Below are 14331 nucleotides of genomic sequence, written 5' to 3'. Positions count from 1 at the left end.
GATGGAGAAATCTATCTTTTTTTGTTAGAATAGTAAAGAAGAAAACCTTTTCAGAGATGGAGTTAAAACCCTTATGGTCAATATTTATTTAGTCAGACATGGCAAGACCATGTTTAATACAATCGGGCGAGCCCAAGGCTGGTCGGATACCCCGCTAACACGTGATGGCGAAATCGGTATCACAGAGCTTGGTTTAGGTCTTGCGGCGAAAAACGTTAAATTTGATTACGCTTTTTCATCAGATAGTGGTCGGACGATTCAAACGATGCACTTTATTTTGAAGTATTCCGAAAACGAAGGCATCCCTTATGAGATGGATAAGCGCATTCGCGAATGGTGTTTTGGCAGCCTTGATGGCGGCTATGACGGCGAACTTTTCAATGGCGTCTTGCCGAGAACAGATGCCTATAAAGGAAAAAGTCCTGAAGATTTAACCTATGAGGACATTGCTAAGGGGATTTTAGAAGTTGATACCGCAGGTTGGGCAGAGCCTTGGGAAGTGCTCAGTAAACGAATCCTTGATGGCTTCTTTGATGCGGCTAAAAAGGCTGAGGCCAATGGTGCAGAAAATATCGTCATCGTGAGTCACGGTATGACGATAGCGACATTTATCAAATTACTCGATCGTCGTCGACCAAGGTTTCAAGGTTTAGATAATGGCTCAGTCACCCACTTAACCTACTCAGATGGTAATTTTGCCATCGGTAAAATTGGGGATATGAGCTACCGAGAATTAGGACGGGAGATTTTAAATGCCGAATAATGAACAACCTTATCATAGAAGAAGACCACGTCAAAAACCACGCTATGACCGGCTAGTTGGTGTGGCTGTGGTGACTATTTTGGCAATTTGTGCAGTTGTCTTTGTCTTCCATGCCCTGCTCAAAAAAGAGACGGCGACACCGACCAAGTCTACACCGACAAGTCAGTCTCAAAAATCGGCAGAAAAGGCTAAAACATCATCAGACACAGCAACATCAGAAGTTAAAAAAGACAAAAATTTGCCGGATAGTAAAGCCACAGATTGGGACCTCGTCTTGGTCAATCGCGACAATCCTAAAGATGAACTAAATCCAGATGTCGTACAGATTGGCAATGTCTGGGTCGATGCGCGAATTGCGGATGCGACAGAACGATTTTTGACAGCAGCACAAGCCATCAATCCTGCCGAACACCTGATTTCAGGCTATCGCAGCGTTGATTACCAAACAACCCTTTATAATCAATACGTCGACCAAGAAATGGCAGCTGATCCCTCGCTCGATCGTGAAGCAGCAGAAAAAGTCGTGCAAACCTATTCGCAACCACCGACGAAATCTGAACATCAGACTGGTTTAGCCATTGATTTATCTGATGTTGATAGCCTCAATGAATCAACGACTGCTGAACAAGTTGCTGCGATTGCTCCAGACTATGGGTTTGTCCTACGTTTTCCAGAAGGTGGCGCAGCGAGTACGGGTGTTGAGCATGAAGACTGGCATTTTCGCTATGTCGGTGTGGCCAATGCCAAATATATGACCGAACATCATTTGACATTGGAAGATTATGTCAAATTACTGGATAAAAAATGATTGGATTTAATTAGGATACTGTCTGAAAATTATGGTAGAATGGTAGTATTAACAACATATAAAGGTTATAGGAGTACAGTTCCCCATGTTTTCAGGAAAATCATCATCATTTGTCATTTTATCGAGTATTGGTCTGCTGATTTATTCAGCTTGGCAGATGATTAATAACATTTTACCCAACTTACAAATTTTCAAGGTTGTCTATGACACCTTACTCAAAGCAGTTGACGCTTTCAAGTTACAGTCAAAAGCTTCGATGACCAATGTTCAGTTTTTGATCTATGTCGTCTTGCTGGTTGCCTTCATCGTCTTGTTAGCTAAATTCTGGAAGTTTGCCATTTACGCCTTGCTCTTTTTCGTGTTTATCTTGGTGTGTAACTTTGCTTACTACGTTTGGTCAAATGGTGCAACATCAGCAGAATGGTTCACGTTTATCGTCATGACCGTCAGCTTTATCAACGTTTTTCTGACGTCTAAAACTAGTGGTTTAATCTAAATGATATAAAATTAGCACTCTAAACAAAAGAGTGCTAATTTTTTGTGCTTTTTTCTTGACAATGAAACAAGAGAATTATATAATAGAGATGTAGTTAGCACTTGGTAACTACGAGTGCTAATTCTGTTCTGATTTCATCACATTTTTGAATTGGAGCAGTATCAATGAGGTGTTCAACATGATTACAAAACGCCAACAACAAATTTTAAACTTGATTATCTCGCTTTATACGCAAAACCATAAGGCAGTCGGTTCTAAGGCTTTGATGACCTCGATTAACGCTTCTAGCGCCACCATCAGAAATGATATGAAGGCGCTAGAGACGCTCGGTTTCATCCAAAAAGAGCATACCTCATCTGGTCGCGTGCCAAGTGTGACAGGTTATAAATACTTCGTTGAAAATTTTCTAAAACCTGGTAAATTAGACAATAATGACGTTTACCAAGTCATGAAACGTTTCGACGGTGAGTTTTATAAGCTGGATGTTCTTTATCAGCAGGCAGCGCAAATCTTATCAGATATGACTGGCTTTTCAGCTTTCATCCTGAATGTTTCGTTGAAAAATCAGGTTCTGTCTAAATTTGACATCGTCCAGCTCGACAGTCATTCAGCCATGGCTGTGATGACCCTTGATACGGGGCTGGTCAAAACGATGCAGTTCTCCTTGCCAAGGTCGATGACCTTAGACGATTTGACGACTTTCAAATTTATTTCTGATGAGCGCCTAGTCGGCAAGCGAATTTTGGATATTCACTATTCTTTGTTGACAGAAATTCCGCAGGTCGCACAAAAATATTTTGTCGTGACCACAGATGTCTTGCAACTCTTTGACCACGTCTTTTCAGACTTGTTCAAGGAAAACTTGATTTCGGCAGGTCGGCAGAACTTATTAGAGTATTCGGATGATATCGTTTCACTCTACAAGATTCTGATGGATGATGACGCCATTATTCATGAGATTCGAGATATGGTTTCTGATGATGAAATCAGAAGTGTCAAATTTGACTCTAGCTTGACAGAGAATCATCAGATTTCAAAAAACATCACCCTCATGACGCAACAATTTGTTGTGCCCTATCGAGGTCTGGGGACTTTAGCACTGATGGGGCCTGTTGATTTGGACTATCAAAAAGTTGTCTCAACCATGGACCTCGTGGCGAAGATTTTAACCATGAAACTGAGTGATTACTACCGTTATCTTGACGGTAATCACTATGAAGTGATATAAAAATAGCAAAAGGAGATGCAATGTCTAAGAAAAAGCAGCATGAAGATGTCGAAAAAGAATTAGCTCAGGAAGTTGAGAATGAAACGGTTTTGGAAGAGATTGTCGACGACGAAATCGATGAGTTAGCAGCGCTCCAAGCTAAGCTCGATGAGATGGAAAATAAATATCTCAAAGCGCATGCGGAGATGCAAAACAATCAACGCCGTGCTAATGAGGAGCGTCAAACAATTTTGAAATATCGTTCACAAGACTTGGCGCGTAAGGTTTTGCCAAGTTTGGATAACCTTGAACGTGCACTTGCTGTTGAAGGCTTGACAGATGATGTTAAAAAAGGCTTGGAAATGACGCAAGAAAGCTTGCTCAATGCCCTTAAAGAAGAAGGCGTTGTTGAAGTGGCAACAGAAGGCGAATTTGATCCTAACTTCCACATGTCAGTTCAAACTGCGCCAGCTGACGATGAACATCCAGCTGACACCATTGCCCAAGTCCTCCAAAAAGGCTACCAACTCCACGAACGCAACCTACGTCCAGCCATGGTTGTGGTTTATCAATAAAGATTTGTTTGACCGAAATGTCAGAAAACTATCAATAAATTTAAAGAATGTGCCTGGCACAAAACAAAAAATAAAAAAAGAAGGTAAAAATTATGTCTAAAATTATCGGTATTGACTTAGGTACAACCAACTCAGCAGTCTCAGTTCTTGAAGGTGGCGAAGCTAAAATCATCGCGAACCCAGAAGGAAACCGCACAACACCATCAGTCGTCGCTTTCAAAAATGGCGAAATTCAAGTTGGTGAAGTTGCCAAACGTCAAGCAGTGACAAACCCAGATACGATCATCTCTATTAAACGTCACATGGGGACTGACTATAAAGTCGAAGCTGGTGGCAAATCTTACACACCACAAGAAATCTCAGCCATGATTCTCCAATACATCAAAGGTTTTGCTGAAGATTACCTGGGTGAAAAAGTTGAAAAAGCTGTTATTACAGTCCCTGCTTACTTTAATGATGCCCAACGTCAAGCTACAAAAGATGCGGGTAAAATCGCTGGTCTTGAAGTAGAACGTATCGTCAACGAACCCACAGCAGCAGCACTCGCTTATGGTCTTGATAAAGTTGATAAAGACGAAAAAATCCTTGTCTTTGACCTTGGTGGTGGAACATTTGACGTCTCAATTCTTGAACTTGGTGATGGCGTTTTCGAAGTTTTGTCAACATCAGGTGATAATCACCTTGGTGGTGATGATTTTGACCAAAAAATCATTGACTACTTGGTGGCACAATTCAAATCTGCTAACGGTATCGACTTGTCACAAGATAAAATGGCTTTGCAACGTTTGAAAGATGCTGCTGAAAAAGCTAAAAAAGATTTGTCAGGTGTGACATCGACACAAATCTCATTACCATTTATCACAGCTGGCGAAGCTGGACCACTTCACTTGGAAGAAACTTTGACACGCGCTAAATTTGACGATTTGACTGCTGACTTAGTAGAACGTACGAAAACACCAGTCCGTAAAGCTTTGTCAGACGCTGGTTTGTCAGCATCTGAAATCGACGAAGTGATCTTGGTTGGTGGTTCAACACGTATTCCTGCAGTTGTTGAAGCTGTTAAGAAAGAAACAAATAAAGAACCAAATAAATCAGTTAACCCGGATGAAGTGGTTGCCATGGGTGCTGCCATCCAAGGTGGCGTGATTACAGGTGATGTTAAAGACGTTGTCTTGCTTGACGTCACACCTTTGTCACTTGGTATTGAAACAATGGGTGGTGTCTTCACAAAACTCATCGACCGCAATACAACAATCCCAACATCTAAATCACAAGTCTTCTCAACTGCGGCTGATAACCAACCTGCAGTAGATATTCATGTCCTTCAAGGCGAACGTCCAATGGCTGCAGACAACAAAACGCTTGGACGTTTCCAACTTTCAGACATTCCTGCTGCGCCTCGTGGTATTCCACAAATCGAAGTAACCTTCGATATTGACAAAAATGGTATCGTGTCTGTTAAAGCCAAAGATATGGGCACAAACAAGGAACAAACGATTGTCATCCAATCTAACTCTGGCTTGTCTGATGAAGAAATCGATAAAATGATGAAAGATGCTGAAGCCAATGCTGAAGCCGATGCCAAACGTAAAGAAGAAGTTGACCTTAAAAACGAAGTTGACGCCACAATCTTTGCAACTGAAAAAACAATCAAAGAAACTGAAGGCAAAGGCTTCGACACAGAACGTGACGCTGCTCAAGCGGCACTTGATGAGTTGAAAGCAGCACAAGAAGCTGACAATCTTGATGATATGAAAGCAAAACTTGAAGCCTTGAACGAAAAAGCACAAGCCTTAGCAGTTAAACTTTACGAACAAGCCGCGGCTGAACAACAAGCGGCAGCAGGTGCTGATGCTACTAGCGACACGCCTCAAGATGACAATGTTGTCGATGGTGACTTTGAAGAAGTTAAATAATTAAAACGTTGTGAAACGGGATGAAAAGTAGATTTTTAGGAGTCTGCTTTTTTTGCGATTAAAATGTTGACAGGTCACAAAAAGTATAGTAAACTTTACGTATAGTTTGTTTTACGTAAAGCTAACTGTACAGGAGGTGTCTTATTAATAAAATCAAAGCCTATCGCAAGCAATATAGCGTTTCCCAAGAAGCGCTGGCTGAGGCGATGGAGGTGACAAGACAAACGATTATTTCTCTTGAGAAAGAAAAGTACACGGCATCCTTAAATCTAGCCTACAAGTTAGCGCAATACTTCAATACAACGATTGAGGATATCTTTTTCAGTAAGGATGAAGAAGGAGTGTAAGAGCATGAAACGGAAAATGAAGCAAGGGAAATATGAATTGACAGCATCTGACAATCAGAAACTAGTTTTGTGTTCTGTCATCAGACCACATAGTCAATTTCTGATATGGATAAGTTTATGGAGGATGAGAAACTAATGTTTCAATATTTATTTAAAAAGAATATCAAGACAGATAGTGACTATGGCAAATATCATTTAACTTGGTTTCCGCTAACGACGATGCTCTATCTTTTGTATCTAGCCATTATGTATCGGCAAGTTAAGGACATAGATACCTTCTATGCTGGTGCGATTGGTGGTAGTATTTCTATTTTAGGCTATGGTATCTGGTTATTGCGTCTTTTGCTCAATCCGAAACGACTCCGAGCGGCGAGACTAAAAACAACAGATGAACGTCGGCAATTACTAGAACAGGAAATTTGGTCACATATTGGTCGATTTCTGCTAGGAATTGTCGCGCTCATGGTGATTATTTCGCTTGAAAAGGAAAAAATAACCTTTAGTCTGTTGCAATTAATGGCACTTGTTTATTTAATAATGGCTTACTATTTTTATCGATTGAGAAAATAAGTGCTTATGAGCGAAGGAGATACTTGATGTTCAAATATTTATTTGCTAAAAATGTTCAAACAGACGAATATTTTAAGAAACATTTGCTAGTCTCTCTTTTAGGTTGGACATTCATTGTCATAGCTCTTATACTGGTTACAGCCCTTAATATTGTATCGTCTGATGGAGAGACAGCAAGATTTTTCAAAATCTTTTGGTTTTCACTACCACTTATCATCACTCTACTAGGCTATGCTTTAGACATTCGTAAACAGTTTAAAAATCCAGAGGTATTACGGACTAAGAAAATAGAGGTGACAGATGAACGTCGAAAACACGTTCATCAGCAAGCTCTGGCCCATATTGGGGCGATTACCCTCATCCTACTTGTTATTGTCATGATATTTTCTTTGAATGCTGAAACAGTGACGATTTCAGTCACTCATCTTAGTATTTTGCTGTTACTATTTGTGGCATATGTCGCTTACCGAATTAGGAAATAGCAGATATACTGGTAAAGTAAACGCTTGCAATACTCAAACCATTCTGATAGAATGTAATATAAAAAATAAGGAGAATTTAATTTGCTAGAATTACAACATCTTACCAAAAAATTTGGTGATAAGCTAGCTGTTGAACAGCTAGACATGACCGTTAAGCCAGGCGAAATTATGGGGCTGATTGGGCAAAATGGTGCGGGGAAGACGACAACTTTTCGAATGATTTTGGATTTCATCAAACCAGATAGTGGGCAAATTACTTGGCAAGGTGCGCCCATCACACAGGAAATTAAACAAAAAATTGGCTTTCTACCTGAAGAACGTGGCCTATATCAAAAATTGACGATTGAAGAACAAATCTTGTATTTTGCTGAGCTCCATGGCATGAAACGCGCTGAAGCGCGTGAAGCACTCGTGCAATGGATGGCCAAACTAGAAGTTGTTGGGAAAATCACAGATAAAGTGCAGACCCTTTCCAAAGGGAATGCCCAGAAAGTACAGTTTATTGCGACGCTCATCCACCGCCCTGACTTTCTGATTTTGGATGAACCCTTTACGGGGCTTGACCCAGTCAATACCAGTCTCTTGATGGCTGAAATTAAAGCGCTGAGGGAAAATGGTGCAGCGATTATTTTCTCCAGCCATAATATGAGTGGAGTAGAGTTGCTCAGTGATCAGGTGACCATGCTCAAAAAAGGAAAAGTCGTTTTACAAGGCGATATTTATGGGATTCGGGATAGTTTTGGTCGCACGCAAGTCTATGTCGAAAGCGATGTGCCAGACGCTGAATTGTCAGCAATTTCAGGTGTTGAGACGATTGAAAAACAGGGTGCCGGTCGCATGATTCATGTTAATGACGCAGCCGTTGGTCATGATATTTTCACTAAAGTGACACAATCTGGCTATGTGCAAGCTTTTGTCCAAGCCCCACCAACACTCGATGAAATTTTCCGCAAGGAGGTCGCTGAAAATGTTTAAACAACTGAAATTAGTCGCGGGACAAGTTTACCGCACCAAAATCAAAACACCGAGTTTTTGGTTGACGGTCTTAACCCCTTTGCTGATCCCTATTGTGATGTTTGCCATCGGCTTTATCATCGCGAAAACGAGCGGTAATACAACGCCAAAACTTGCTGTGGTAGATAATACGGCGCTAGTCCAAACACTCAAAACAGACAAAGTTTTAGATGCTAAAATATCAGGCGTAGCGGATGTCAAAACTGCGAAGCAAAAGATTTTGGATGAGAAAATAGATGGTTACTTAGTCAAGTCAGATGGCAAATACACTTTAGTTGCTTCAACGGATGGCGCGACGAAATTTAATGAAACAACGGTCAAAACAGCCCTGTCACAGATTGAACTGGCAGAAAAAGCAACTCACTTTAAATTAAGTTCTGAAGAATTGCTTAGTCTTCAAACTCCTGCTGATTTGACCATGAAAACCTTGAGCAAAAAAGGCGAGTCTGACGGTGGTGAAGGTAAAAATGCAGCAAATTATTTAATTTCGACGGTTGTTGCGATTGTCATTTTCATGCTATTAATGGTTTATACCAATATGATTGCGCAGGAAATTGCCAATGAAAAATCGAGTCGTATCATGGAAACCTTACTAGCGGCAACCAGTGCTAAAGTTCAATATTATGGTAAAATTATTGGGATTGGTTTACTCATCCTCACACATATCTTGTTCTATGTTGTCTTGATCGTGGGGGCAAGTATTAGCTTGAAAGATAATGAGATGGTCAAAAAAGTACTGGAGATGATTAATGGTGTTGATCTTAACTTTTTGATTTTCTCTATTCTGATGCTAGTGGTTGGCTTGCTATCTTATCTATTCTTGACGGCGATTATCGCAAGTCTTGTGAATGACCAAAGTCAGGTGCAGCAAGCTGTTCAGCCGATTGCTATTCTATCAACGATTGGTTATATGGCAGGTATTGTTGGCGCATCTGTTCCCAATAACATTGTGCTCAAAGTTTTGAGTTTCATTCCTTTCGTTTCAACGACGCTTGTCCCAAGTCGTTTGTCCACAGAGCTTTCAACCTTGACAGATGCTTATATTGCCTTAGCGCTACAAGCTGTTGCCTTGCTTATTGTGGCTAAATTTGGTGAGCAAATTTATGCCAAGAATGTTTTAAGTTATTCTGACGAAAAAATCTTTAAACAATTTCTCCAAAATCTCAAAAAATAAGCTAAAATCTCCGTGACAAACGGGGATTTTTTTCGTATATAAAAGTGAGGTGAAGATATGGATTGGAAAATGATGGTTAAACAAGTAAAAGAACACTTTAAAATCGTGATAGGAATCGGGCTAGTTCTCATTTTGATTATCTATTTTGGGTTGAGAAGCCTAACACATGACGCTAGTGATGCGCTTGTCTTACCAGAGCAATCTGTAACGATACCAAAATCGGAACAACCTACTGCAAAACAGTCTAATGAAAGTCAAAAATCCGAGGCGAGTAAACAAATCCTAGTCGATATTAAAGGTGCAGTGAAAAATCCTGGGGTCTACAAAGTTGCTAGTCATGCACGGGTTAATGATGTCATTGTTCTGGCAGGTGGGTTGACGCCTCAAGCGGATGGGAAGTCGATTAATTTAGCTCAAAAAGTGACAGATGAAATGATTATTTATGTCGCAAGCGTTGGTGAAAATGTTACCGCTCTGCCCTCATCAGCACCAGATAAAGCTAGCACAGGACAATCTGGAGCAACAACTGCACCGTCAGATAAAGTCAACATCAACACAGCTGATTTAACCGAACTCCAGACCTTGAGTGGTATCGGTGCCAAAAGAGCCCAAGATATTATCGACTATCGCGAGCAAAATGGTCCTTTCAAGACACCAGAAGATTTGGGCAAGGTTTCAGGCTTCGGGGAGAAGACGATTGAAAAACTTAAAGAAAGCATTACAGTGGATTGATTTACCGCCGATTTTCATCGCCTATTTTTGCGTCATCGTCTACTATACTATTTTTCGTTTTTCCTATTTGATATTAGGTTATCTTATCATTTCCTTACTAGCTTTAATCTGGCACAATGGTATCAGAATTTGTTTCAAGCTCAGTATGATTTTACTAGTTTTTGGGACGCTTTGTCTCGGAATGAAACATCAAGAAACCAAGGATTTCGCGCGTGAGACAACAGTGACACAGATTACCCCAATCCTTAACACCCTCCAAGTCAATGGGGATCAAGTCTCCTTTCGTGGCAAGTCAGGCAAGCAAATCTATCAGGTCTATTATAAGTTAGCAACAGCGCAAGAACAGCAGTATTTTATGCAATTAGCCCAGCCAGTCATCCTGTCCATTTCAGGGCAACTAGAGCAAGCTAGTCGGCAGCGTAATTTTAATGGGTTTGATTATCAAGCCTATCTCAAAACCCAAAATATTTATCGTGTCTTAACGATTGAGCAGATTACAAAAATCACACCTAAACAAAGCTGGAGTTTGCCACTTTTACGTCGCAAAGCCATTTTGTTTTGTGAGCAAAACTTTCCACGCCCCATGTCAGCCTATATGACAGGTTTGCTTTTTGGTCATCTTGGCAAAGATTTTGATGAAATGGGCAGTATTTACACCAGTTTAGGCATTATGCACCTTTTCGCTCTTTCAGGCATGCAAGTCTCATTTTTTATTGATTTTTTACGCAAAGGACTGCTCAGACTGGGTTTCAGACGCGATGTTGTCGACCTCTTTCAACTCCCATTTTCAGTCTTTTATGCGGGTATCACAGGCTTTTCAGTCTCCGTCATCAGAGCGCTCATTCAGAAAATCTTGGCGAATTTTGGCATCAAAAAACTTGATAATTTCAGTTTAACCCTCTTGGTTTTATTTATTTTCATGCCTAAATTTTTACTGACAACAGGTGGGACATTATCTTTACTATTCGCCTTTGTCATTTCCATGTTTGGTGACCGTTTCGAAAGTCTGCCCAAATATCACAAGCTACTAGCAGAAAGTCTGACCCTCTCCCTGTCCGTTTTACCACTCCTCATCCTTTACTTCCACAACTTCCAGCCCCTATCTATTCTCTTCACATTTGTCTTCAGCTTTCTGTTTGATGTCCTCTTTTTACCGGGACTATCCGTCATTTTTTTACTGGCAATGGTAACAGGCTTTAGGATAACGGAAGTCAATATCGTTTTCCAGTGGCTGGAAAGCCTCATCAAATTGACCGATAGCTGGTGTCATTATCCACTGGTTCTAGGAAAACCAACAGTGGTCGTTTTTTTGGCAATGCTAGTTGTGACAGGCTTTTTAATTGACCAGTGGCGTAATCGAAAGGTTAGGATTGGTCTAGCTTTCATTTTACTGAGCTTATTCTTCGTGACGAAATATCCACCAATACCAAGCATTACCATGGTGGATATTGGGCAAGGAGACAGTATTTTTTTACAAGATAGGTTTAATCAACGCAATATTCTCATTGATACAGGTGGTCGGATTCAGTTTGAACCAGCACAAAAATGGCAGAAACGAAAGACTTCAGCAACAGCTGATAAGACTTTGATTCCCTATCTTAAAAGTCGAGGTGTTGGACAGATTGATACCTTGGTGATAACACATACACATGAGGATCATATGGGTGATTTACTTGCGGTTATCGATCAAATTAAGGTCAAGAAAATTTTAATCAGTCAAGGGAGCCTCGGTAATGCCAAATTTATCGAACTTTTAAAGCAGACGCAGGCTAAAATTCAGGTGGCACAAGTCGGTCAACGGTTAAAGATTTTTGATCACTATCTGGAAGTGCTATCGCCATTGACCCAAGGAGATGGTAAAAATAACGACTCGATTGTTTTATATGGTAATTTGTATGAGACGAAGTTTTTGTTTACCGGTGATTTGGAGGAGGCGGGTGAGCGAGAGCTGTTGGCGCAGTATCCGTCGCTTGTTGTGGATGTTTTAAAAGCAGGACATCATGGCTCGAAAACATCTTCGTCTGAACCTTTTATCAAAGCCATTAGACCGAAAGTTGGGCTGATTTCCTGTGGTCAGGACAATCGCTATGGACATCCAAATCTGGAAACGCTCACGACTTTTCAGAAATATGGTGTTCAAACTTTGCGAACAGATGAAAGTGGTGCCATTAAATTGGAAAAAAACGGTAAATCTTGGCACATCTCGACGGTAAAATGATAAAATAGAGGCAAACCTCATCTAATGGATTGAGATAGAAAGGACTGTACGTCTGACTAGCGTACAGAAATCAGATCATGGCACTATTAAAAATCGACTACTACTCAGAAATACTCGGCATGGTGCGCACGGTCAATGTGTTGTATCCTGAACCGCATCAAAACCCAGATCAAGATGTGCCGACAACAGATATTCCTGTCCTCTATTTGCTACATGGCATGTCTGGCAATCAAGATTCTTGGCTCAATCGTTCTGGCATTGAGCGTTTGGTCAGAAGTACAAATCTTGCGGTCGTGATGCCAGCAACGGACTTGGCATGGTACACCAATACGACTTACGGCGCTAGATATTATGATGCCATCGTAGATGAATTACCACAAGTCTTACATAATTTTCTACCTAACCTATCTACCAAACGTGAGCAGAATTTTATCGCTGGTTTATCTATGGGTGGTTATGGCGCTTTCAAAATCGCGCTTGCCTCTAATAAATTTTCTTATGCGGCGAGTTTATCAGGTGCGATTTCTTTTGAAAATGTCCCAAGAGAAGAAATGGGCGATTTAGCTTATTGGCAGGGTGTTTTTGGAGACTTAGACAAATTTGACGATTCGATAAATTCTGTCCAAAAACTGGCGACTGATTTTGCGCAAACATTTGGGAATAATCAACCAAAACTTTACGCTTGGTGTGGACATCAAGATTTTCTCTATCTTGCCAATAATTTTGCGATAGAAGACTTGAAAAATAAGGACTTCGATGTGATTTATGAAACATCAGACGGCACACATGAGTGGTATTATTGGACAAAAATGATTGATCGTGTCTTGCAGTTTCTTCCTATAAAATACAATCAAGAAGAACGTTTATCTTAAAAGTGAAAACTTTTTCGTTATTTTTCAGAAAATCGGTCTGTAGACCGATTTTTTTGTTGACATTTGGGCAAAATAGGTCTAGAATTTTACTGTTAAGTAAAAACGTAAGGTAGACTTACAAGAAAAAATTTATCCAATTTTAAGGAGGACAAATTCATGTCATTAGGAATTCTCGCTTTAGGGATCGCAGCACTCGGTGCAGGTATCGGTGAAGGTCTCATCGTTAGTAGTATTTTGAATGCCGTATCACGTCAACCAGAACTTGAAGGCAAATTGCGTTCATTGATGTTCGTCGGTATCGCGTTTATTGAAGGTACTTTCTTTATCACACTTGCTATGACATTCGTCTTGAAATAAGACGGTTCTCAGTTTATGCACGGTCATTTAATTTACTGATATAGGTAATTAATGGCGTGCATATATTAGAAAGGAAGTGAGTATTCGTGGAAAAATCTTGGTCTTTTCATATTGGACCGGTTTATTTTGATGGTGCTGTCCTTGTCATGACTGTTTTAACTTGTGCGATTATCTTTGGCTTTGTCTTCTGGGCGAGTCGTCGGATGACTTTACGACCAAAAGGCAAACAAAATGTATTGGAAGCCATCATTGATTTTGTCAATGGCGTCTCTAAAGACAATTTGGGTGCGACAGAATCACGTCGCTACTCACTTTTCGTCTTTGTTCTCTTCATGTTCATCTTTGTTGCCAACAATATTGGTCTGATGACCAAAATTGAAGGGTCAAATGAGTTAACTTACTGGAAATCACCAACAGCAGATGTTGGTGTGACATTGGCTTTATCATTAATGGTGTCACTTGTTGCAACATTATCGAGTATCAAACGTTTCGGCTTTAAAGGCTACATCAAACACGCCTTCTTAACGCCTGCTGCCATGTTACCCATGAACATTATGGAAGAATTTATCAATTTTCTAAGTTTAGCCTTGCGTTTATTCGGTAATATTTTTGCTGGTGAAATTGTGATTGGCTTGATTACACGGGTTGGTAATATCGAAGTTTACTATTTGCCACTTGCGATTCTACTCGAAGTGGCTTGGACGGCGTTCTCGCTCTTTATCGGGGCGCTGCAAGCCTACGTTTTCGTCTTACTATCAACCATGTATATCAATGAAAAAATCGCAAAAGAAGAGTAGAAA

General features: G+C 40.4%; 16 protein-coding genes. All 16 read left to right on the top strand.

The features are described from left to right. The first annotated feature begins 73 nt into the window (after positions 1 to 73). Positions 74 to 763 (top strand): histidine phosphatase family protein, encoded by a 690-nt coding sequence (locus RsY01_RS01380; protein WP_094783773.1) that lies wholly within the window; start codon positions 74 to 76, stop codon positions 761 to 763. Next, entirely contained in the window at positions 753 to 1571 is an 819-nt protein-coding gene (locus tag RsY01_RS01375) for a M15 family metallopeptidase (RefSeq protein WP_167373206.1), read from the top strand. The genes RsY01_RS01380 and RsY01_RS01375 overlap by 11 nt, the downstream gene beginning before the upstream one ends. 85 nt (positions 1572 to 1656) lie before the next feature. Then, the gene (locus tag RsY01_RS01370; protein WP_094783772.1) at positions 1657 to 2067 is read left to right on the top strand and encodes a hypothetical protein; all 411 of its coding nucleotides are present in this window, start codon (positions 1657 to 1659) and stop codon (positions 2065 to 2067) included. Positions 2068 to 2245: 178 nt separating this feature from the next. Then, a complete protein-coding gene (gene hrcA / locus RsY01_RS01365) occupies positions 2246 to 3295 on the top strand; it encodes a heat-inducible transcriptional repressor HrcA (RefSeq protein ID WP_094783771.1) in 1050 nt (349 codons plus the stop codon). A 20-nt stretch (positions 3296 to 3315) separates the two neighbouring features. Then, positions 3316 to 3849 carry a nucleotide exchange factor GrpE gene (gene grpE / locus RsY01_RS01360; RefSeq protein WP_094783770.1) on the top strand — a complete coding sequence of 178 codons (534 nt, stop codon included), beginning with the start codon at positions 3316 to 3318 and terminating at the stop codon, positions 3847 to 3849. 92 nt (positions 3850 to 3941) lie between these two features. Beyond that, a complete protein-coding gene (dnaK, locus tag RsY01_RS01355) occupies positions 3942 to 5765 on the top strand; it encodes a molecular chaperone DnaK (protein WP_094783769.1) in 1824 nt (607 codons plus the stop codon). A 143-nt stretch (positions 5766 to 5908) separates the two neighbouring features. After that, a complete protein-coding gene (locus RsY01_RS01350) occupies positions 5909 to 6112 on the top strand; it encodes a helix-turn-helix transcriptional regulator (protein ID WP_238594939.1) in 204 nt (67 codons plus the stop codon). 135 nt (positions 6113 to 6247) lie between these two features. Continuing rightward, positions 6248 to 6682, top strand: coding sequence for a hypothetical protein (locus RsY01_RS01345; RefSeq protein ID WP_094783767.1), 435 nt, complete (start codon positions 6248 to 6250; stop codon positions 6680 to 6682). Positions 6683 to 6708: 26 nt separating this feature from the next. Further along, entirely contained in the window at positions 6709 to 7164 is a 456-nt protein-coding gene (locus RsY01_RS01340; protein ID WP_094783766.1) for a hypothetical protein, read from the top strand. 81 nt (positions 7165 to 7245) lie between these two features. Beyond that, positions 7246 to 8139 carry an ABC transporter ATP-binding protein gene (locus RsY01_RS01335; RefSeq protein WP_094783765.1) on the top strand — a complete coding sequence of 298 codons (894 nt, stop codon included), beginning with the start codon at positions 7246 to 7248 and terminating at the stop codon, positions 8137 to 8139. Next, the gene (locus tag RsY01_RS01330; RefSeq protein WP_157905756.1) at positions 8132 to 9352 is read left to right on the top strand and encodes an ABC transporter permease; all 1221 of its coding nucleotides are present in this window, start codon (positions 8132 to 8134) and stop codon (positions 9350 to 9352) included. The genes RsY01_RS01335 and RsY01_RS01330 overlap by 8 nt, the downstream gene beginning before the upstream one ends. A gap of 57 nt (positions 9353 to 9409) precedes the next feature. Next, positions 9410 to 10084, top strand: coding sequence for a helix-hairpin-helix domain-containing protein (locus RsY01_RS01325; RefSeq protein WP_238594928.1), 675 nt, complete (start codon positions 9410 to 9412; stop codon positions 10082 to 10084). Continuing rightward, positions 10050 to 12302: a DNA internalization-related competence protein ComEC/Rec2 gene (locus RsY01_RS01320; RefSeq protein ID WP_238594927.1), complete on the top strand. Its 2253-nt coding sequence runs from the start codon at positions 10050 to 10052 to the stop codon at positions 12300 to 12302. Before RsY01_RS01325 ends, RsY01_RS01320 begins: the two co-directional genes overlap by 35 nt. A 77-nt stretch (positions 12303 to 12379) precedes the next feature. Further along, positions 12380 to 13174, top strand: a complete 795-nt coding sequence (locus RsY01_RS01315; protein WP_094783762.1) for an alpha/beta hydrolase — start codon at positions 12380 to 12382, stop codon at positions 13172 to 13174. 156 nt (positions 13175 to 13330) lie between these two features. Then, positions 13331 to 13531, top strand: coding sequence for a F0F1 ATP synthase subunit C (locus tag RsY01_RS01310; protein ID WP_003140734.1), 201 nt, complete (start codon positions 13331 to 13333; stop codon positions 13529 to 13531). Between the two features lie 86 nt (positions 13532 to 13617). Continuing rightward, positions 13618 to 14328 carry a F0F1 ATP synthase subunit A gene (gene atpB / locus RsY01_RS01305; RefSeq protein WP_094783761.1) on the top strand — a complete coding sequence of 237 codons (711 nt, stop codon included), beginning with the start codon at positions 13618 to 13620 and terminating at the stop codon, positions 14326 to 14328. The last annotated feature ends 3 nt before the right edge of the window (positions 14329 to 14331 follow it).

This window comes from Pseudolactococcus reticulitermitis (genome assembly GCF_002260845.1).
Taxonomy (GTDB): domain Bacteria; phylum Bacillota; class Bacilli; order Lactobacillales; family Streptococcaceae; genus Pseudolactococcus; species Pseudolactococcus reticulitermitis.
The sequence above is the reverse complement of the archived record's forward strand: the minus strand, read 5'-3'. Positions and strand labels throughout refer to the sequence as shown.